General features: G+C 65.9%; 17 protein-coding genes and 1 pseudogene. 10 read left to right on the top strand and 8 right to left on the bottom strand.

Features of this window, described 5'->3' with window-relative positions; all coding sequences use genetic code 11:
- Position 1: 1 nt before the first annotated feature.
- Entirely contained in the window at positions 2-802 is an 801-nt protein-coding gene (locus AC1RJ9_RS22620) for an SDR family NAD(P)-dependent oxidoreductase (protein WP_492840229.1), read from the top strand.
- Positions 803-1,048: 246 nt separating this feature from the next.
- Entirely contained in the window at positions 1,049-1,741 is a 693-nt protein-coding gene (locus AC1RJ9_RS22615) for a TorF family putative porin (protein WP_492840231.1), read from the top strand.
- A 70-nt stretch (positions 1,742-1,811) separates the two neighbouring features.
- On the opposite strand, the gene AC1RJ9_RS22610 is transcribed toward AC1RJ9_RS22615, so the two are convergent.
- The 4 genes from AC1RJ9_RS22610 to AC1RJ9_RS22595 all read right to left on the bottom strand — a co-directional run bounded on the left by AC1RJ9_RS22610 (position 1,812) and on the right by AC1RJ9_RS22595 (position 7,322).
- Positions 1,812-3,086 carry an MFS transporter gene (locus AC1RJ9_RS22610; RefSeq protein ID WP_492840233.1) on the bottom strand — a complete coding sequence of 425 codons (1,275 nt, stop codon included), beginning with the start codon at positions 3,084-3,086 and terminating at the stop codon, positions 1,812-1,814.
- Positions 3,087-3,130: 44 nt separating this feature from the next.
- A complete protein-coding gene (locus tag AC1RJ9_RS22605; protein ID WP_492840235.1) occupies positions 3,131-5,530 on the bottom strand; it encodes a TonB-dependent siderophore receptor in 2,400 nt (799 codons plus the stop codon).
- A 185-nt stretch (positions 5,531-5,715) separates the two neighbouring features.
- Positions 5,716-6,441 carry a GntR family transcriptional regulator gene (locus AC1RJ9_RS22600; RefSeq protein WP_492840237.1) on the bottom strand — a complete coding sequence of 242 codons (726 nt, stop codon included), beginning with the start codon at positions 6,439-6,441 and terminating at the stop codon, positions 5,716-5,718.
- A 62-nt stretch (positions 6,442-6,503) separates the two neighbouring features.
- Entirely contained in the window at positions 6,504-7,322 is an 819-nt protein-coding gene (locus tag AC1RJ9_RS22595) for a MetQ/NlpA family ABC transporter substrate-binding protein (protein ID WP_492840239.1), read from the bottom strand.
- A 117-nt stretch (positions 7,323-7,439) separates the two neighbouring features.
- Between AC1RJ9_RS22595 and AC1RJ9_RS22590 the strand changes: the two genes are divergently transcribed.
- Both AC1RJ9_RS22590 and AC1RJ9_RS22585 read left to right on the top strand, forming a co-directional pair.
- A complete protein-coding gene (locus AC1RJ9_RS22590; RefSeq protein WP_082009197.1) occupies positions 7,440-7,688 on the top strand; it encodes a hypothetical protein in 249 nt (82 codons plus the stop codon).
- 10 nt (positions 7,689-7,698) lie between these two features.
- Positions 7,699-7,784 (top strand): annotated as a pseudogene (locus AC1RJ9_RS22585) (hypothetical protein); the annotation flags it as partial.
- An 11-nt stretch (positions 7,785-7,795) separates the two neighbouring features.
- On the opposite strand, the gene AC1RJ9_RS22580 reads toward AC1RJ9_RS22585, so the two are convergent.
- The 4 genes from AC1RJ9_RS22580 to AC1RJ9_RS22565 all read right to left on the bottom strand — a co-directional run bounded on the left by AC1RJ9_RS22580 (position 7,796) and on the right by AC1RJ9_RS22565 (position 11,199).
- Positions 7,796-8,158, bottom strand: a complete 363-nt coding sequence (locus AC1RJ9_RS22580; RefSeq protein ID WP_492840241.1) for a hypothetical protein — start codon at positions 8,156-8,158, stop codon at positions 7,796-7,798.
- Between the two features lie 8 nt (positions 8,159-8,166).
- Positions 8,167-8,826, bottom strand: coding sequence for a methionine ABC transporter permease (locus tag AC1RJ9_RS22575; RefSeq protein WP_125155762.1), 660 nt, complete (start codon positions 8,824-8,826; stop codon positions 8,167-8,169).
- The gene (locus AC1RJ9_RS22570; RefSeq protein WP_492840244.1) at positions 8,823-9,836 is read right to left on the bottom strand and encodes a methionine ABC transporter ATP-binding protein; all 1,014 of its coding nucleotides are present in this window, start codon (positions 9,834-9,836) and stop codon (positions 8,823-8,825) included. The genes AC1RJ9_RS22575 and AC1RJ9_RS22570 overlap by 4 nt, the downstream gene beginning before the upstream one ends.
- Positions 9,837-9,906: 70 nt before the next feature.
- Positions 9,907-11,199, bottom strand: coding sequence for a Xaa-Pro dipeptidase (locus AC1RJ9_RS22565; protein ID WP_492840245.1), 1,293 nt, complete (start codon positions 11,197-11,199; stop codon positions 9,907-9,909).
- A gap of 405 nt (positions 11,200-11,604) precedes the next feature.
- On the opposite strand from AC1RJ9_RS22565, the gene AC1RJ9_RS22560 reads away from it, so the two are divergent.
- The 6 genes from AC1RJ9_RS22560 to AC1RJ9_RS22535 all read left to right on the top strand — a co-directional run bounded on the left by AC1RJ9_RS22560 (position 11,605) and on the right by AC1RJ9_RS22535 (position 20,675).
- Positions 11,605-14,454: a TonB-dependent receptor gene (locus AC1RJ9_RS22560; protein ID WP_492840247.1), complete on the top strand. Its 2,850-nt coding sequence runs from the start codon at positions 11,605-11,607 to the stop codon at positions 14,452-14,454.
- 153 nt (positions 14,455-14,607) lie between these two features.
- Entirely contained in the window at positions 14,608-15,537 is a 930-nt protein-coding gene (locus tag AC1RJ9_RS22555; protein WP_492840249.1) for a LysR substrate-binding domain-containing protein, read from the top strand.
- Positions 15,538-15,576: 39 nt separating this feature from the next.
- Positions 15,577-16,140: an HD domain-containing protein gene (locus tag AC1RJ9_RS22550; RefSeq protein ID WP_492840251.1), complete on the top strand. Its 564-nt coding sequence runs from the start codon at positions 15,577-15,579 to the stop codon at positions 16,138-16,140.
- An 88-nt stretch (positions 16,141-16,228) separates the two neighbouring features.
- Entirely contained in the window at positions 16,229-17,503 is a 1,275-nt protein-coding gene (locus AC1RJ9_RS22545; protein WP_492840253.1) for a DUF5690 family protein, read from the top strand.
- Entirely contained in the window at positions 17,500-18,522 is a 1,023-nt protein-coding gene (locus tag AC1RJ9_RS22540) for an alkaline phosphatase D family protein (RefSeq protein WP_492840255.1), read from the top strand. Before AC1RJ9_RS22545 ends, AC1RJ9_RS22540 begins: the two co-directional genes overlap by 4 nt.
- Positions 18,523-18,533: 11 nt before the next feature.
- Positions 18,534-20,675 (top strand): phosphocholine-specific phospholipase C, encoded by a 2,142-nt coding sequence (locus AC1RJ9_RS22535; RefSeq protein ID WP_492840257.1) that lies wholly within the window; start codon positions 18,534-18,536, stop codon positions 20,673-20,675.
- Positions 20,676-20,790 lie beyond the last annotated feature (115 nt).

The following is a 20,790-nucleotide window of genomic DNA, read 5'->3' as shown; positions in this document are numbered from 1 at the left end:
CATGTCGGGACGGGACTTCGACGGCTTCACGGTGGTGATCACGGGGGCCTCCACGGGCCTGGGCCGCGCGATCGCGGTGGAGGTCGCCCGGCGCGGCGCGGGGCTGGTGGTCGTCAACTACGCCAGCAGCGCCGACGCGGCCGCGGAAACCGCGCGCCTGGTCGAGGCCGAGGGTTCGAAAGCCGTCCTGGTTCAGGGCGACGTCGCCAATGACGAGGACTGCAAGAAGATCGTCGCGGCGGCCGCGCCGACCGGCCGCATCGACGCCCTGTTCAACAACGCCGGCGTGACCAAGTTCGCGCCCAACCACGGCGACCTCGACGCGGTGAACGCCGAGGACTTCCTGAAGCTCTATGCGGTCAATGTGGTCGGCGCCTTCCAGATGGTCCGCGCCGCCCGCGCGCTGCTGGAGGCCGCGCCGTCGCCGGGCGCCGTGGTCAACACCAGCTCCATCGCGGCGGCCCAGGGGATCGGCTCGTCGGTGCCCTATGCCGCCTCCAAGGGCGCCATGACCACCATGACCCTGTCGCTGGCCCGGTCGCTCGGCCCGCGCATCCGCGTCAACGCGGTCTGCCCCGGCTTCATCGACACGCCATGGTTCAAGGACGTGCCCGACGACTCGATGGAACGCCTGCGGGCGGGCGCCGCGGCGGCGACGCCGCTGAAGGTCGCCTCGACGGCCGAGGACATCGCCGGAGCCGCGGTGTTCCTGGCGTCACCAGCATCGCGCCACGTAACGGGCGAAACGCTTCTGGTCGATGCGGGTCTGCACCTGGGCGGAGCAAGTCTTTCAATGCGGTAAAGCCACAGGCCAAGCGCTATCGTCTTTTTAAGCACCTGTGACTTGTCTGCGTCCATTCTGAAGCAAAAGCGTCACACTGCGCTCAAACTTTGAGCTTTGGGCGCCGATCTTGCTGGCGCTTCGAGTCCCTCGGTTGCAACAAAGCATACGCCCTCAACTAATCCTTGGGGGACGCAAGCGCTTGCAGGCGCGCGTCGGGGTCCGGGTCCACAGCCCGGAGAACGACACAGAAAAGGGGATAGAACTATGAAAGCCATGAAGATCGCGCTGGCCTCGGCCGTCGCCACCGTTGCGCTGTCGGGCGCCGCGATGGCCCAGGAAGCCAAGCTCTCGTACAACGTCGGCGTCACCAGCGATTACGTGTTCCGCGGTGTCAGCCAAACCCAGGAAGATCCGGCCGTCCAGGGCGGCGTCGACCTCTCCTACGGCATCGGCTACGCTGGCGTGTGGGCTTCGAACGTCGACTTCGGCGCCAAGAACCCCGACGCGGAAATCGACATCTACGCCGGCGTCAAGCCGACCGTGGGCGACACTTCGTTCGACTTCGGCGTGCTGTACTACGGCTACGTCAAGGACAAGGGCCTGACCCCCGGCCAGTACGGCTATGTCGAACTGAAGGGCGCCGTTTCGCGCGCCTTCGGCCCGGCCACCCTGGGCGCCGCCGTGTTCTACTCGCCGGAATATCCGGGCAAGGGCGGCGATTCGACCTATGTCGAAGCCAACGCCGCCGTGCCGATCGCGCCGAAGTTCACCCTGAGCGGCGCCGTCGGCCACCAAGGCATCAAGAACTACGGCGACTACAACACCTGGAACGTCGGCGTCGCCTACGCCTTGACCGACAAACTGTCGGCTGATCTGCGCTATCACGACACCGACGAGCACAGCTTCGGCAAGATCTACGACAGCCGCGTCGTCGTCAGCCTGAAGGCCGCGTTCTAAGCTCACTCAAGCTTAGAGACGAAAAGACGAAGCCGCCCCGGTTCGCCGGGGCGGCTTTTTCTTTGTCAGCCTAGGTTGCGGGCGCTTTAGGCGGCCGCATGGCCAGGACGGCGACGAACACCACCGCCGTCACCGCCGCGAACAGTTCGAAGGTCGGCGAGAAGCCGCCCAGCCGGTCACGCATGGCCCCGGCGATGAACGGCCCAGCCGCCGAGACCGCGCCGACCAGGCAGGTCAGGGAGAACAGCTCCAGGTTCGACTGCCGGCCATAATAGTTCAGCAGCAGCACGGTCACGGCCAGCACGGTCAGGCCGAAGCCCACACCCGTGCCGATGGCGTAGAGCAGCATCAGGGCCGGGCTCGCGGCCTTGGCCAGGGCCAGCAGGCCGACGACCAGCATCCCTTGCGCGAAGATCAGCAGCCAGCGCGGATCGACCCGGTCGCCCAGCGCTCCGCCGGCCAGTCGGGCCAGGGTCTGCATCAGCGATTCCAGGCTCAGCATCTTGGCCGCGAGCGCCGCGGCCGCGACCGAGGCGACGCCCGCGGCGACTCCCAGCTCCGTCAGGTGAGTCACCGAGACGCTGGCCACGGTCACGCCGACCAGCAGGTGGCTGAAATAGGCGGCGACCAGGATGTAGAACTGCGGCGTGCGCAGGGCCTGGGGCACGGTCCACTCGTAGGCGGTGCGGTAGACGCTGGCATTGGCCGGCGCTGCGCGGGCTTCCTGCTCGACTTCCAGGTCGACCGCATGGGCGGCCTGGCTCAGCCACTTGGAGCCGCCGACCATCAGGGCGCAGGCCAGGCCGACGACGGCGGCCAGCCCGGCCTGGACGATCCAGTAGGCTCGCCAGTCGTTGCCGCTCATGCCCATCAGGGTCAGGGTCATCCACGGCCCGGCCGCGCCGCCCAGCGAGCCGAATGTGAAGTAGACGCCGAACGGCAGGGCGCGCTTACGGAACAGCGACGACAGGACATGGGTGCCGGGGATCAGCGCCGCCATCTGGAAGCCGACGCCACAGGCCGCCGCCCCGACATAGTAGCTGAGCAGGCTCTCGGAATTAGCCAGCCCCAGGAACCCGGCCGCCAGCACCCCCGCGCCCAGCAGCAGCGTGCCGCGCACGCCGATCCGGCGGATCAGGATGGCCGGCAGCCACGACGAGGCGCCGGTGAAGACGCCCAGCACCGAAAAGCCCAGGAACGCCTTCTCGAAGCTCCACTTCAGCTCGCCGATCATCGCCGGCAGGACGACGCCCAGCGAGCCGTAGGTCGAGGCGGTGATCAGGAACAGCAGCAGGCTGAACGCCGCCAGCAGCAGCCACGGGCGGAAGCGGTCGTCAGAGGCCACTCCCCCGCCTCGCGGGGGAGCTTCAGACAAAGATGTCGTCACGATCAGAACGTCCGCTTCAGGGTGGCCCGCCACTCCCTCCCCTTGCCCGGCAAGGCGCCGAGGTTGGCGTAGGTGTCGGCGTCGGGGGTGAAATAGAACTTGTTGAGCAGGTTATCGATATTGACCGACAGGGTGTACGGCCCACGGTTCACGAAAGCTGAAGCGTTGACCACCGAATAGGACGGATAGCGCACGGCGTTCTGCACCGTGCCCGCCGTGCGGCTGACATGGCTGACGCCGACCGTCGCGCCGGCCTGGCCCCAGTCGTAGCCCTTGCTGGTGTAGGTTCCGTACAGGCTGACCACCGACTTCGGGATCAGGGTGTAGGCGTAGTCGCCACCGCGCCCCGGCAGGCTCGCGAAGCTCCACACCACGTACGAGCCGCCATAGCCCTGTGCGCCAGGCACGCCGGCGGTGTAGGCCGGGATGTACTGGAACGAGGCGTCCGGCCCCTTGATCGTCGTGCGCTGGCTGTTGCCGGCGAAGGTGAAGGACAGATGCTCCGACGCCAGCCAGCGGACCTCGACCTCGACGCCCTTGGCGCGCGTGCCCTGCACGACCGGCGGGGCGATGGCGCCGGTCACCTGGGTGCGGTTCTGTCTGTAGGCCGCGACCGAGCCGATCAGCGCCCCGCGCAGCAGCTGGAACTTCACGCCCGCCTCGGTCAGGTCCGAGCTCGACAGCCACGAGCCGTCGGCCACCAGGTTTGGCGCGACGTCGCCGGCCTGGCTCATCTCCAGCGCGGCGGCCTTGGCGTAGCTGACATAGGGCATCAGGCCGATCGGCAGCTTGTAGGTCAGGCTGGCGCCGTAGGTGGCCTTGTTCCGATCGTCCGCCTGCTTGCCGGCGATGACGTAGCTGAGGACGCCGGTGTCCTGGCTCTCGACGCTGTAGTGGTCCCAGCGGCCGCCCAGCACCAGGTTGAAGCGCCCGGCCTCGATGTCGGAGGTGACGAAGACGCCGGTCTGCTTCCAGGTCGAGCGGTTGTCGTTCTCCCACTGCAGGCCGATGTCGCCGGCTTCCGTGTCGAACGGGCTGTCGATGGTGTCGGTCGGCGTGGGGCCGAAGCTGATGTCGCGGCGATCGAGCGCGATCAGGCCGCTGTTGAAGCTCTCGCGCCGGCGACCCTCGAACCAGCGGTGCGCGCCGCCGACCAGGGTGCGGGCGCGGACGGCGCCGACATCGGTCGGGAAGGCGTAGGTCAGGCGAATCTCGCTGACCTTGGCGTCGGTCGTGGCCGGATAGCCATAGGAGACGAAGCGGCGGTTCTCCAGGCGGTCATGGAACAGCTGCAGCTTGATCGCGCGGTCGCCGCCCAGGTCCTTGGCGAGGTCGAAATAGAGCGTCCGGGTGTTGGTCTTCGAGAAGTCGGCGGGACTGATATAGACCGTGCGTCTGTCCAGCTTCGTCGTGCCGACGCCGGTGTCCAAGGTGTGGGCCGCATCGGACGCCGGGAAGCCGTAATACGGGATGTAGAGGGCGCTGGAGTAGGGGTAGAACCCCACTTCATTGGGCGTCAGCTTGCCGTTGTGGTCGGCGTCGACCAGCGAGGTGTCGCGGCCGGTGATGTAGGTCCGGTTGTCGATCAGGTCCTGGGTCAGGCGGTTCCAGCCCGGCGTCTGCACGTCGCCGTCCGAGTGGAACGCCATGCCGCCGAAGGCCGTGCTCCAGCCTTTCCCAAGGTCGAAGTCAGACGAGACCTCCAGCGTCTGGTGACGCGGATAGACGCCCTTGTAGTAGCTGTGGCTGTCCTCGGCCTCGCCATAGACATAGACGCCGCCCTCGGCCCCGCCGAGGTTCACGGGCGCGCCGAACTGGCCGGTGACCAGCTTCTTGTTGTAGCTGCCGACCGTGGCGGTGAGCTCACCCTCCGGCTTGGCCAGGAAGCGGCCCTCGTCGCGGGCTGACTTGGGGATGAAGTTGACCAGGCCGCCGACCTTGCCGGCGCCATAGACCGGGGTCGGCGGGCCGCGCAGGATCTCGATGCGCGAGGCCCCGCCGATCGGGGTCGAATAGGTCCCGCGGTTCTCCACCCGCTTGAAGCCCCTGAAGTAGTTCTCGGCCAGGGTGCCGCGGATGTTGAGCGCCCCGGGCACGCCGTAGAAGCTGGCGGTGTGGGTTCCGGGCGAGACCTTGGTCACGCCGTCCAGGGTCAGCACCCCGTAGCGCTCAAGCGTCACGTCGCTGACCAGGCTGGCAGAGCGCGGCGTCTCGATCAACGGCTTGGCGAGGCCGAAGACGCTCGTGCTCGGCTGCTTTTCCAGCAGGCCCGCCTTGTCGCGCGCCACGATGATCACCGCATCGACCTGATCGGCCACCTGGTCTTCCGCATGCGCCGCGAACGCGGTCGTGCTCGAAAGAGCCAGGATGCTGGCGGACAGGAGAACGCTTCTGGACGGCATCGGAGTTTCGGCCTTCACGCCGACGGGCGGGAAGGCCTGGCGGTCACGCTCCGATATCTGGGTATGTCTTGATCTTCGTCAAAATGCCTTCTGACATTTCAGTGGAGATTGCGAAGGCTCTGTGGCCGGAAAGACGCAGATCTTGTGAAGGTGCTCCCCTGCGATGCGGGGGAGGATCCAGGCGTCTAAGCCGCGCCGACGTGCGGCCGGGTCTGGGCTTCCGGCTGGACGTTCAGGATCCGCAGCATGGCGTTGCGCGAGGCCTCGGCGTCGCCGCCGGCGATGACGCGGGCGACCTGGCGGTGCTCCTCGATCTCGTCCAGCAGTTCCTGTTCCGTGGCGCCGTTGAACGAAAACACCCAGAAGCGGGCGGCCTTGTGCTGCAGCGGGATCAGGATCCGGGCCAGGGCCAGGTTGCCGGAGGCGCGGGCGACCAGGGCGTGGAAGCGCAGGTCCATGGCCACCAGGGCCGGCAGGTCGCAGATCTTGGCGGCCGCCTCGCCCTCGGCGAAGACGTCGTACATCGTCTGGGCCTCGCCCTTGGAGGCGTGCTTGGCCGCCAGGCTGGCGCAGTGCGGCTCGATCAGCACCCGGGCGTCGTAACCCTGGCGCAGCTCGACCAGATCCAGCGGCGCGACCGTGGTGCCCGAGCGGGCCCGGCGGATCACCAGACCCTCCAGCGCCAGGCGGCCCAGCGCGTCACGCACCCCGGCCAGGCCGGTGTCGTAGTGGGCGGCCAGCGACTGCTCGTCCAGACGCGCGCCGGCCGGCAGCTCACCCAGGATCAGGTCCAGCAGGATCCGCTCGTAGACCTTGGTCTTCTGCAGGTCCGGCGACCAGTCCTCGAGCCCCGAGGAGTTGGCGACGTCCAGCACCAGGGTGCGAGCGGCGTTGAGCGAAGGCGAGGCCATGGGCGATCCGTGAGCGGCGGTCGCTGATAGGTAATGTGAAATTTCAGGGGTGGCTAGGGCGACTAGAACGCCGGGATCACCGCCCCTGCGTACTTCTGCTCCATGAAGGCCTTGACCTCCGGCGTCGTCAGGGCCGCGGCCAGCTTCTTGACGCGCGGGTCGTCCTTGTTGTCCGGACGTCCGACCAGGTAGTTCACGTAGGGACTGGTCTTGTCCTCGATGATCAGAGCGTCCTTGGACGGGTTCAGCTTGGCGTCCAGCGCGTAGTTGGTGTTGATCACCGCCAGATCGACCTGGTTCAGCACGCGCGGCAGGGCCGGCGCTTCCAGCTCCTTGAACTTCAGGTTCTTCGGATTGCCGGTGATGTCGCGGAGCGTGGCCAGGGCGTTCGTGGGGTCCTTCAGGGTGATGACGCCGTTCTTGGCCAGCAGGATCAGCGACCGCCCCTCGGTGCTGCCGTCGTTGGGAATGGCCACGGTGGCGCCGTCCGGCAAGGCGGCGATCGACTTCCACTTCGACGAATAGGCGCCGATCGGCTCGACGTGGACGCCCTGGATCGGGATCAGGTTCGCGCCCTTGTCGTGGTTGAAGCTCTCCAGATACGGCAACGTCTCGAAATAGCTGACGTCGATGCGCTTCTCGGCCACCTGGGTGTTGGGCTGGACGTAGTCGTTGAACACCTTGATCTCGATGTTCAGCCCCTCGGCGGCCAGCTTCGGCTTGATGAATTCCAGCACCTCGGCGTGCGGCACGGCGGTGGCGGCCACGGTCAGGGTGTCGGGCGCGCTGGCCTTGGGTTCCTTCGGGCCGCACGCAGCGAGCGTCATGGCGGCGAGGCCGAGAACGAGAATAGCGCGGCGGGCGACCATGAACGGCTCCATAAGGCGATCTGACGGGTAGGCTTTTGCCCCGTCAGCGCCTCTTGAGGAAATCAGATTTCCTGAGGGCCTGTCGAGCGATCGCTTGACCCGGCCTCCGAACAGGCGGCTTGGAGGGGGATGGCCAAGGAAACCGTCCACATCGTGCAAGCCTATGTCGCGGGACGCGGCAAGGGCCTGAAGGCCGAACAGCAGATCGGCTGCAAGACGGCGGAAGAGGCGCGCCGCAAGGCCGAGCGGCTGGCGCCGCTGCGCGAAGGCGTCGTCGCCTTTTCGGCCAGCGCCGATGTCGAACTGGGCGACTACGACGAGAACCCCGACATCCTGTTCAAGGCCGGCCGCCTGCCGCACCCGTTCGACCAGGCCTAGGGACCGAAACCTCGTCCTTCGACAAGCTCAGGATGAGGTTTCTACCCGAACGTCAGCATTCGTCCTCACCCAGAGCTTGTCGAAGGGCGAGGACGACCCCGAGGCCTCTAGTCCTCGTCGTTCGCCGGCTCGGGTACGTCCGGCTCACCGTGGATGACCCAGTTGGCGATGAAGTCGGGCGTTTCGCCGGCCAGGGTGGTGACGCCCGCCTCGGCGACCTGGATGGCCGAGGTCTGGGGCGGCAGGGTGTAGGTGTCGCCATCGTGCTCGCCCAGCAGGTCCAGCACGATGCCTTCGTCCTCGGTGGCGTCGATCACCACGCCGAAGAACTGCTGGCGCTCGGCCACCTCGCCGTCCTCGTCGAGGAAGGTCAGGTTCATCAGCAGGGTCTTGCCAAGCATGCTCTTGGCGAAGGCGGCGTCCCAATGAGCGTCGAGGGGTTGGTCGCCTTGGTCGATATCGTCGATCATCGTCAGCTCTATTTGTGCGAAACGCGACGCACCACCGCATCGCCGATCATCTGCAGCACCTGGACCAGCACCAGCATCAGCACGACGGTGACGATCATCACGTCGGTCTGGAAGCGCTGGTAGCCGAAGCGGATGGCGAGGTCGCCCAGGCCGCCGGCGCCGACCACGCCAGCCATGGCGGTGTAGGAGACCAGGGCCACGGCGGTGACGGTCGCGGCGGCCACCAGGCCCGGCAGCGCCTCGGGCAACAACGCGCCCAGCACCACCTGACGCCGCTTGGCGCCCATGGCGAAGCTGGCCTCGATCACCCCTTTGTCGACCTCGCGCAAGGCGGTCTCCACCAGGCGCGCGAAGAACGGCGCCGCGCCCACCACCAGCGGCGGGATGGCGCCGGCCACGCCCAGCGAGGTGCCCACCAGCGCCACGGTCAGCGGGATCATCACGATCAGCAGGATCACGAACGGCACCGAGCGCAGGACATTGACCAGCAGCGACAACAGGCCGTTGGCGACCTTATTCTCCAGCATCTGGCCCTTGCCGGTCAGGAACAGGATGACGCCCAGCGGCAGGCCCAGGGCGATGGTCAGCACCAGCGAACCGCCCAGCATCGACAGGGTGTCGATGGTCGCCTGGCCGATCTCGCTCCAGTCGATGTTCGAGACGCTCATCGGGCGGTCTCCCCGGACAGCTCGTCGACGCGCACGCCGGAGGCCTGGAACTGAGCGATGGCCGCGGCGACGTCGCCACCGGTCAGGGCCAGGGTCAGCTGGCCGTAGGGCGTCTCGCGCAGGCGGTGGATGCGCCCGCCCAGGATCGAATAGTCGACGCCGGTGGTCCGGGCCACCTCGCCCAGCACCGGCTTGTAGGTCGCCTCGCCCCGGAAGGTCAGGCGCACCACGCGACCCGACAGGGCGGCGTCGGCGGCGGGTTCGCCATCGGCCTCGCGCACGAAGCGGCGGGCGGTGGCGCTCTTGGGATGCAGGAAGACGTCCTCGACGGGCCCCTCCTCCACCAAGCGCCCCGCGTCCAGCACGGCGACGCGGTCGCAGACGCGGCGGACCACGTCCATCTCGTGGGTGATCAGCACGATGGTCAGGCCCAGCTCGCGGTTCAGGCCCGAGATCAGGTCGAGAATCTGTTCGGTGGTCTCCGGGTCGAGGGCGCTGGTGGCCTCGTCGCACAGCAGGACCTTGGGATTGGTCGCCAGCGCCCGGGCGATGCCGACCCGTTGCTTCTGGCCGCCCGACAGCTGGGCCGGATACTTGTCGGCGTGGGCGGTGAGGCTCACCCGCTCCAGCAGCTCGGCCGTGCGCGCCTTGACCTCGGCGGCCGGACGACCGGCCAGCCTCAGCGGGAAGGCGACGTTCTGGGCGACGGTCTTGCCCGACAGCAGGTTGAAGTGCTGGAAGATCATCCCGACCCGGCGACGCAGGGCGCGCAGGCCCTCGACGCCCAGGGCCGCGACGTCGTCGCCGTCGACGATCACCTTGCCGCCGGTCGGCGTCTCCAGCCCGTTGATCAGCCGGATCAGCGTCGACTTGCCCGCGCCCGAGGCGCCGATCACGCCGAACACCTCGCCGGCCTTCACCGACAGCGAGACCCCGCGAAGGGCCGCGTGAGCGCCCCCTTCCTTGCTTGAGGCCGCATAGGTCTTGGAAACAGCCTCGAAGGCGATCACGTCGTCTTAGGTCCTGTGAATGGGGAGCGCTGCACTTAGGCGCTCCCCGCCCGATAGTCGAGACTCTGACCTAGGGCTGCCTCACCACCGCGCCGCCCTTCATCACGAACACCGGCTTTTCCAGCACCGTTACGTCGGCCAGCGGGTCACCCGCCACCGCGATGATGTCGCCCCAGCGGCCGACGGCGACCTGGCCGACGTCCTTGGACTGGCCCAGGGCCTCGGCGGCGGTGATCGTCGCGGCCTGGATCGCCTGCAGCGGCGTGGCGCCATAGCGGACCATGACCGCGAACTGCTTGGCGTTGTCGCCGTGCGGATAGACCCCGGCGTCGGTGCCGTAGATCATCTTCACCCCAGCCTTCAGCGCCTTCTTGAAGTTCTGGCGCTGGATCTCGCCAATGTCGCGGTCCTTGCGCAGGTTATCCTCCAGGACGCCGTTCTTCTTGCCCTCGGCCTGGGTGTAGTCGGTGTTGTAGATGTCCATCGAGAAGTATGTCCCGTGCTGGACCGCCAGCTTGATCCCCTCGTCGTCGACCAGGCTGGCGTGCTCGATGGTGTCGATGCCCGCCTTGATCGCCTCGCGGATGCCCGCCGCGCCGTGGGCGTGGGCGGCGACCCTGATGCCGGCCATGTGGGCCTCGTCGGCCACGGCGTGCATCTCCTCATAGGTCAGTTGCTGCTGGCCCGGCTCGTCGCCGCGCGAGAACACCCCGCCCGTCGCGCAGATCTTGATCACCTGGGCGCCGTACTTCTTCAGCGTCCGGACCGCCTTGCGTGCTTCGTCCGGACTGTCGATGTTGTAGGGCCCCTTCTCGTCCATCGACGGCGGGAAGAAGGTCGAGTCGCAGTGGCCGCCGGTCGCGCCGATCGCCCAGGTCGCCGTGACGATGCGCGGACCGATCACATAGCCGCCGTCGATCGCCTCGCGCAGGCCGACGTCGTCGAAGTCGGCCGAGCCGACGTTGCGGATGGTCGTGAAACCCGCCTCCAGCGTCTTCTTCGCGTTGGCGACCTGCACCACGCTCCAGAAGCGATCGCTGTATTCCAGGCTGTTATAGCCGCCGATCTCGGCCAGGCCGTCGATATGGGTGTGCATGTCGATCAGGCCCGGCAGCAGGGTCGCGCCTGGCAGGTCGACGACCTTGGCCCCCGTCGGAACCGCATCGCCCTTCTTGCCGACGCTGGTGATGCGACCGTCGGTGACGATCACCAACGGGTTGTCGACATACTTGCCGCTGGCCACGTCCAGCAGCCGCGCGGCGCTGACCGCCTCGACCTGCGCCGCGTTCGCCGCGCCCGCCGCCAGCACGCCCGCCGCCAACACCGCGGCCTTGATCCCCTCACGCATTCGATCCGTCCCCATCCAACTTGAGCGGAGGACGCTAGCACGCCCGCGCGCGCCGTCGAGCCTCCACCCGCTCGCCGGATCTGACCGAGCCCGGGAACCTTCGGCGACACCAGCCGCATCTGGCCTCCGCGGACGCCTATCCAGCCCAGATGAAAGCCAGCGTCGGCACGTCGCGGCGTCAACAAGCCGTCATACTTTAATCGTATAGATACACGCGTCTCATTTGCATTTTTTATATCTTCGTTCGTCAAGGGGGCTTCACGAACGTCGCATCGCAAACGGGATCCAGCCTCGCACAGCTCTTCCCTGAACCGCCTCCTTGCCGGGCTTTTCAGGGCGTTAACCCGTCGGTGATCGCCGACGGGAGGGGGACGGCGCGCGCCTTGAGCGGGCGTCGGGACACAATCAACGGAGTTATCCATGTTCGACCCGCCATCGCGTCTCAAGCTCGCGGCCCTGACCGGCGTCAGCGTCTTCGCGCTCGCCTTCGCTCCGGCCGTCCACGCCCAGACGGCCAATACGCAGGCCCCGAAAGCCAAGGCCAAACCCTCCGCCGACGACGCCGTCAGCGAGGTGGTCATCACCGGTCAGCGCCTGTCGACCGCCAACTCGATCCAGGATCAGAAAAAGGCCACCGGCGTCGTCAATGTCATTTCCGCCGACGATCTGGGCAAGCTGCCTGACGCGAACGTGGCCGACGCCCTGGCCCGCATCCCCGGCGTCAACGTCGTCGTCAATCAGGAGACCGGCGAAGGCGAATACGTCTCCATCCGCGGCCTGGCCAGCACCTACAACGCCTATTCGATCAACGGCGTGCGCGTGGCGCTGACGGACGCCAGCTCGCGCAAGATGTCGATGACGGTCCTGCCGCCCAACGGCCTGAAGGCGATCTCGGTCAACAAGACGCTGACGCCCGATCTGGACGGTGACGCCATCGGCGGTTCGGTCAACTTCGTCACCCCGACCGCCTTCGACTTCCGCAAGCCCACCCTGCGCGTCTTCGCCTCCTACGGCCTCAATGACCGCGCCCAGAAGCAGGACGAGCCGGCCGGCAGCGGCCAGATCCAGATCGACGGCGCGCGCAAGTTCGGCGATGGACGCTTTGGTTTGTTCGGATCGGTCTATTACGGCAAGAGCCACTACACCAACGAAGAGTCCGAGAACGACGGCGAGTGGGAGCCCTACCGCTGGCGCAAGGACTCGATCGAACCGATCGACAGCCGCTCGATGTATCTGCCGGGCATCGACCTGGACTTCCGTCGCGGCGAACAGGAGCGCTTTGGCGGCAACTTCTCGGCCGACTATCAGATCGACCAGCACAACTTCTATGTCCGCGGCCAGTACGCCAAGCTGAACCGCACGGGCACCAATGACTACACGGACTTCCGCAGCCGTCCCACCAAGCGCCTGACGCAGGTCAACCTGGAAGACACGACCCTTCTGCAGCCGGAGCAGATGATCACCGGCCGCGATGCGGTGAAGGGCAACATCTACGGCTACACCGTCGGCCAGATCGTCGACACGGACAAGGACGGCCTGATCACCGACGCCGACCGCAAGTCGGGCAACTCGTACTGGTCGCTGTTTGGCCGTTCGGGCGTGTGGAACCCCAAGGCGTTCCAGTTCGCCCGCACCCATGAGTCCCAGGACCAGGAGTCCTCGCTCTACACGATCAACGCGGGGGGCCAGAGCCGCTTCGAGCGTCTGACGCTCGACTACGACCTCAGCTACTCCTATGGCGAGAAGGGCACGCCGCTGTACTACGGCATCGGCTACAACTGCGATAAGTGCTCGACCGATCCTATGTTCAACTCGACCGGCATCCTGTGGTCGTCGGCCGATCCGCGCTTCCCGCTGGCGCAGCTTCCGGCCTATGCGGCCAATGTCGATCACCGCGACGATCTGCTGCCGTTCGACGGCGCGTCGATGAACAAGGACAAGCAGTCCGACGCCCGCACCGCGCTGAAGTTCGATGCTCGTTATGAGATGGACGGCCTGATCGACTATGTGAAGGGCGGCTTCAAGTATCTCAAGTCAGAGCGCGAATATGACTCCACCCCGATCTGGGAAGGGGACTTGTCCGGCACGCCGCTGAACGGCAAATCGCTGGCGGCGTCCGGCCTGGTCGAGCGTCAGGTCGATGGCTTCTTCAAGAACCGCTACTACTATGGCTCCATCCTGAGCCGCGAACGGGTCATCACCGCGGTGAACGCGGCGCGCGCCGCCAATCCGGTGTCCTATTCGACCGCGGACCTCAGCAAGGACGACAAGAAGGGCTCGGAAACCATCTATGCCGGCTACGCGCTGGCCCATGTCAGGTCGGGCAATCTCGAAGTCGTCGGCGGCGCCCGCGTCGAACACACCAAGGTGGAAACCACCGCGTGGATCGCCGACGCCACGACGTCGGGGTTCGGCAAGACCAACCGCGACTACACCAACTTCCTGCCCAGCATCACCGCTGTCTACCGTCAGGGCGAGACCCTGGTCTATCGCGGCGCGATCTGGACCAGCTTCTCGCGTCCGGAATATTCGAACATCTCGCGCGGCGAAAGCGTGACCCGCGATCCCGCGACCAAGGAAATCATCGCCATCAGCCGCGGCAATCCGGACCTGAAGCCCGGTGAGTCGGTCAATTTCGACCTGTCGGCCGAATGGTATCCGGATCGCTCCAGCGTGGTGTCCGTCGGCGTCTTCCACAAGAAGATCAAGAACTTCATCTTCACCAACGGCCGCTCGGTCAACGCTCCGACCAAGGAAGGCACGATCACCATCACTCAGCCGCAGAACGGCGAGGACGCGACCCTGACGGGCGTGGAACTGAACCTGATCAAGTCGTTCGAAGGTCTTTCGGCGCCGTTCGACGGCTTCGGCGTCGAGGCCAACGTCACCTCGCAGACGTCCGAGGCCGAAACGGGCCTGGACTATCGTCGCGGCCATCCGATCACGTTCCTGCAGGCGCCGGACCTGATCTACAACACCTCTCTGACCTATCAGAAGTACGGTATCGAAGCCAAACTCAGCTATCAGTATCAAGGCGCTTATATCGAAGACACGCGCGACAACGCGGTCGACAAGTGGGTGCAGCCTAACAAGTCGCTCGACCTGCATACCCGCTACAACATTCGCCACGGGCTGACGGTCGACTTCGACGTTCAGAATATCCTGGATGGCCACCGTTACTATACGACCAAGGGTAAGAACCCGACCTATCAAAAGGACTACATGGAGCCGGGCCGGAACTTTATCCTGCGCGTCGCCTATTCCTACTGATCAGACTTAATCTTTTTCCTTGCCCTTCCGGCTCGCGCCGGAAGGGCTTTTCTTTGGCCTCCAGGCGAGTGACTGGCCCCCGAGCCAAGGTCTGTTTGAGTTTCCGGTCCCGATTTGTATGGTCCGGGTCAGTCACCTGTCGAAGAGAGAATCATGGCCGTTTCGCCTGACGATGGCGCCGAGCGTAGCCGCCGCCGTGAAGCCGGCAGCCTGTCGATCGGGGCGCTGAAGGCCTTCGTCACCGTCGTCGATCAAGGCTCCTTCTCGCGCGCGGCCGCCGTGCTGGGCGTTTCCCAGCCAAACATCTCCAATCAGATCAACGCGCTGGAACAGATCTGCGGCGTTCGGCTGCTGAACCGGCGCACCCAGAACCAGAACCTGACCGACGCCGGGCGCGAGCTCTATACGCGGGCGCGGCTGGTCATCAGCCGCGTCGACGATTTCGAGATGACCGCCAATCTATTCAGTGGATTGAAGCGCGGACGCATGTCGATCGGCTTTTCGACGCCGCCGGCGACCATGCAGCTGATCAGTCAATTCAGGCGCACCTATCCGGATATCGAGATTTCCACCCGGTTGGGCAATACGCGCTCCCTGACGCAGGATGTGATGGAATGTCGGGCCGATGTGGCGATCATTTCGCTGCTGGAGCCCGATCCGATCCTGGCCTGCCACCTGGTTTTCGAGCAGTCGCTCAACCTGATGGTGCCCGTCGATCACCCCTTCGCCCAGCGCGCTCACATCGAAGCCCGTGAGTTGGGCGGTCTGCCGCTGGTCCTGCGGGAGGAGGGCTCGGTGACGCGCGCCCTGACGGAAATCGCGCTCGGCCGAAGCGCCACCAGCGTGGAAAGGGGCTTCATCGTCGAAAGCCGTGAAGCGGTTAAGGAAGCCACCGCCCACGGCATCGGCTTCGGCTGTATTCTGGATGGCGAAATCGGACACGACGTCCGACTGAAGGCCTTGCCCGTCCACGGCATGCCCCGCACCGGCGGCGTTTACATCGTCACCTTGCGTGAAAACATGGAAATTCCGGCGGTTTCGGCCTTCATTCGCCTTGCTGGACTAAAGGGAACCGCATTATAACAATATCAAATGTCATCGCATGATGGATTTGATATTTTTATGACAAACCCCGCCCCCGCCCTGCTTAGCGAGATCCGCGACATCTATCTGGGCAACGCCCAGCGCCCCTACGGCCTTTACGGCATCAATCAGCTGCAGCACGCCCTTCAGTCGGCCGCCCATGCCGAAGCGCAGGCCTTGTCGTCATCCCTCGTCATCGCCTGCCTGCTGCACGATGTCGGGCACATGATCCACGATCTGGGCGAGGCCCCCGCGGAAGAGGGCGTCGACGATCTGCACGAAGCCCTGGGGGCCGAATGGGCGGCGGCGCGCCTTCCCCTGGCCGTGAGCGAGCCCATACGCCTGCATGTGGCCGCCAAACGCTATCTGTGCAGCGTGGAGCCCGGCTATCAGGACGGCCTGTCGAAAGATTCCCGCATCTCCCTGGCGCTACAGGGCGGCGTGATGGACGACGCCGAACAGCTGGCCTTCCTGCACGAGCCCTTCGCCGATCAAGCCATCGCCCTGCGGCGTATCGATGAGCTGGCCAAGGACAAGAACGCCGTCACCGACAGCCTGGACGAGTTTCTCGAGCGCCACCTTGTGGCGGCGCTGAACCCGTAAGCCACCCCACCTGATCGTCACGCGATCATAATAATATCGCATTATATTAACGACTCTATAATGCGATATTATGCTGATTGGGGACGGCATGACCTCCGGACTTACGCGCGGCCTGGCCCGATCCGGGCCAGGATGGGTGGCCGCCTACGCCCTGACGGCGGCTTTCAGCACCTATTTCTGCATGTATGCCTTCCGCAAACCGTTCGCGGTCGCCAGCTACGCGGGCGTTTCGGGTTGGCCGTTCGCCATCGACTTCAAGATCGTCCTCGTCATCGCTCAGGTGCTGGGCTACGCCCTGTCCAAGCTGATCGGCATCAAGGTGGTCAGCGAGGCGCAGCCGCAACACCGGGCGTTTCTGATCGTGGGCTTCGTCGTCAGCTCATGGCTGGCCCTGATCCTTTTTGCTGTCCTGCCCGCGCCGCTGAAGATCATCGCCATCTTTTTCAGCGGCCTGCCGCTAGGGATGATCTGGGGGCTGGTGTTCGGCTTTCTGGAGGGACGACGCGCCTCGGAATGGCTGGGCGCCGGCCTGTGCATCAGCTTCATTGTCTCTTCCGGGGTGGTCAAGTCCGTCGGACGGTCGCTGATCGTCGACCACGGCGTCCCGGAACTGTGGATGCCGGCCGCGACCGGAGCCCTCTTCCCGCCTGTGCTGGCCCTGTCGGTCTGGATGCTGTCTCAGACCCCTCCGCCGGACGCGCGGGACGTGGTCGAGCGCATGGCGCGCCAACCCATGTTCCGCGAAGACCGCAAGGCCTTCTGGGCGCGCGGCGGGCTGGGGATAGGGCTGCTGATCGCCGCCTATATCGTCCTGACCGCCCTACGCGACTTCCGCGATAATTTCGCCGTCGAGCTTTGGGAGGCGCTGGGTTATGGCGACAAGCCGGCCGTCTTCAGCCTCTCGGAACTGCCGATCGCCGCCCTCATCCTGCCGCTGTTCGGTCTGACAGCCCTGATCCGCGACAATCGCCGCGCGGTGATGGTCTATCACGTCATGATCATCGCCGGAGCGATCCTGATCGCCCTGGCGACCCTGGCGTGGCAGGCGCATCTGCTCGGCCCTCTGTGGTGGATGATCGCCGTCGGAGCCGGGGTCTATCTCGGCTTTATCCCCTACAACGCGGTGCTGGCCGACCGGCTGACCGCAGCGCTCGGCCTGCCCGGCAATGCGGCCTTCTTCATGTATCTGGCCGACGCCTCCGGCTATGGCGGCAGCGTCGCCCTGATGCTGCTGAAGAGTTTCGGCCTGTCCTTGAGCTGGCTCGGCTTCTTCACCGGTCTTTGCTACGCGGCGGCCGCCATCGTCGGAATTACGACCGCGGGCTCGGCCCTGTACTTCTCCGCGAAGGTCTTCCGCAAATGACACCAACCCGCCGCAACGTGACCGCCGCCCTGGGCGGTGTGACTCTGGGCGCCCTCGCCGCGCCGATGGCCGGCGCGGCCGCGCAACTCGCCGCCCCGATCCGCCGCATCGCCATTCTGGGCTGCATCCGCCAGAAAAAGCCGGTCCCGGCCCTGATGGCCTATGCCGCCGCCAAGGCCGACCTCAGCCTGTGGATCGGCGACAACGTCTACGTGGACACCAAGGACGACCCGGCCGCCTTCGCCGAGGCCTACGCCCAGCTCGCCAGCAAGCCCGGCTTCGCCGAGCTGCGCGCTCAGGGCGCGCACATGGCGACGTGGGACGATCACGACTATGGCGCGAACGACGCCGATCGGACCTATCCGCTGAAGGAGGTCTCCAAGACGGCCTTCCAGCGCTTCTGGAACCTCGAAACCGACACCTCCGCGCCGGAAGACGGCGTTTACAACAGCCGGCTGTTCACGTTCGGCCAGCGCCGGCTGCACGTCATCATGCTGGACGTGCGCTGGCGTCGTGACGCGCCCGATGGCCACGGCGATATTCTGGGCGAGGGGCAATGGCGCTGGCTGGACGGCCGACTGGCCGTTCCGGCCGACTTGACGCTGGTGATCAGCGGCACGCAGATCCTGCTCAACGCCGGCACGGGCTCCGAGACCTGGGAAGACTATCCGCGCGCCCGCGACCGCCTATTCAAGATGATCCGCAAGCATCGCCGCGAAGGCGTCGTGTTCATCACCGGCGATCAACACTATGGCGAAGTGGCCCGCGCGCGCGGCGCTCTGGGCTACGACGCGGTCGAACTGCAGTTTTGCGGCCTCAATCAGATCGAGAAGCCGGAAAAGAACCTCTACCGCGTGTCGCCTGTATCCACGAGCCTGCACGCCATGTGCCTCCTGGATATCCAGTGGGAGGCGGACGACTACAACGCGCCGCACATCCTCTATCGCGTCAGCGACAGCCAGACGGGCGCGACCGACATCGCCTATCGCCTCAATTTCAGTGAACTGACCTATAGCTGAGGGACGTCGCCATGACCGCTGACCGCCGCCATTTCCTCAAGGCGCTGGGCGCCGCCGGCTTGAGCGCCGCCACGCTGGCGACGCTGGAAAAAGCCATGGCCACCCCGGCCAATAACCGCACCGGAACGATCATGGACGTCGAGCACGTGGTGATCCTGATGCAGGAGAACCGCGCCTTCGACCACTATTTCGGCGGCTTCCCCGGCGTGCGCGGCCTGGGCGATCCACGGCCTTTGCGGCTGCGGAACGGTCACACCGTCTGGCGTCAGCCCAGCGATCAGCACCCGGACGGATATGTGCAGCCCTACTGGGCCGATTCAAAGAGCGCCAACGCCTATGTGGTCGACGGCGGGGATCAAGGGCACACCGCCGCGACGATCATCGTCAATGGCGGACGTTTCGATCAGTGGGGCGTTTCCCGGCAGCTTCAACACCGCATGACCTACTACAAGGCCTCGGACCTGCCGTTTTACCATGCCCTGGCCTCGACCTTCACCATCCTGGACGCCTACCACTGCTCGACCCTGACCCAGACCTATCCCAACCGCCTGCATCTTTGGACCGGCTGCAACGGCGGCGGGCATGTGGGCGGCGACCCGGTGATGAGCAACTACGGCGAGGACGAAACGCCTTCAGCCGACATGGCCACCGATCAGCCGATCAAGGCTTATGAGTGGACGACCTACGCCGAGCGCCTTGAGGCGGCGGGCGTAAGCTGGAAGGTTTATCAGGAGTACGACAATTTCGGCGACAACATCCTGTCGGTGTTCAAGCCCTTCCGCCCCTGCGACAAGGATTCCAACCTCTACAAGCGTGGCCGTTCATGGGTGTCCGAGCACAAGGACGGCGCCGACCGCACCCGGTCGGACGGCAAGCAACTCGTCGAAGCCTTCCGCGCCGACATCGCCGCTGGACGCCTGCCGCAAGTGTCGTGGATCGTTACGGCGGCGGCGCTGTCCGAACACCCGCGCTGGACGCCGGCGGACGGCGAAAACCTGACGGCCAAGCTGATCGAGGCCCTGGTCGATCATCCCGAAGTCTTCTCCAAGACCGTGTTCATCCTCAACTACGACGAAGCGGGCGGCCTGTTCGACCATATGCTGCCCCCCATGCCCGCCGCCGACGCGACGCGTGGCTATAGCGGCGTCAGCGTCGCCGGCGAGTTCAAGGACTACGACAAACATCCCCACCCCGGCGTCAGCGGCCCTCAGCCGCTGGGCCTCGGCATCCGTGTCCCGGCCATCGTCGTTTCGCCGTGGAGCCGTGGCGGCTATGTCTGCTCGCAGGTCTTCGACCACACCTCGACCCTGAAGTTCCTGGAAAAGCGCTTCGGCGTGAAGGAGCCGAACATTTCCGACTGGCGGCGCGCGGTGTCCGGCGACCTGACCTCGTGCTTCGATTTCAAGACGCCGAACGCGGACACGCGGGGCATCGACCTGCCGTCCACCGACGACTACACGCAGCGCCTGGCCCATGCCGCGCGCCAGCCCGCCCTGAAAATCCCCGCGGTCCAGACCCCCGCCGAGCAGCCTCGCGTGCAAAGACCGGCGCGCGCCCTGCCCTATCGCCTGGGAGCCGATCTGCGGCCAGACGGGGAAAACCTGCTGGTCGAGCTCGCCAACACCGGCGGCCACGCGGCGGTCTTCACCATCCACGACTACGCGCCCTACGGCCTGAGCGCGCCGTGGCACTACACGCTGGTCGCGGGCGAGCGCCATACGGCGGCGCAGTGGAACCACAAGGACAAGGAAGCCTACGATCTGGCCGTGCATGGGCCCAATGGCTTCTACCGCCATTTCCGCGGTCGCCCGTCCAAGAACGGCTATGTCCGGGTCGCTTTGCGCGAAGAACCGGCGACCGGAAAGGTCATGCTGAGCCTGCGCAATGAGACCTCGGCCAAGGCGAAGCTCAGCCTTGGCGTCGATCCACGCTATCCCGTCGCCGCGGGCGCCTCGCGCCAGCAGGCCATCGCACTGGAGCCCGGCGAGCAACGCGAAATCGCCCTCGATCTCGCCGCCAGCGACCTTTGGTACGATATCAGCCTGACGGATACCGCCGATGCCGACAGCCTTTGGCGCTATGCCGGGCGCGTCGAAAACGGCAAACCGGGCCGCACCGACCCCGGCATTGGGGCGATGGTGCTGACTCTGTAATCCGGACAGAAGAACGGAAACATCAAAGGGCCGGGTCGTGCGCGTATAGCCGCACGGACGGCCACCGAGCCTTCAGCTTCGCAAGCAGCCGCTGAACCTTGAGGCGTTCTGAGAA

The organism is Caulobacter sp. GW822-FHT07D08, from assembly GCF_058798735.1.
Note: the sequence above shows the minus strand (reverse complement) of the source record. Positions and strands in the feature narration are given on the sequence as shown.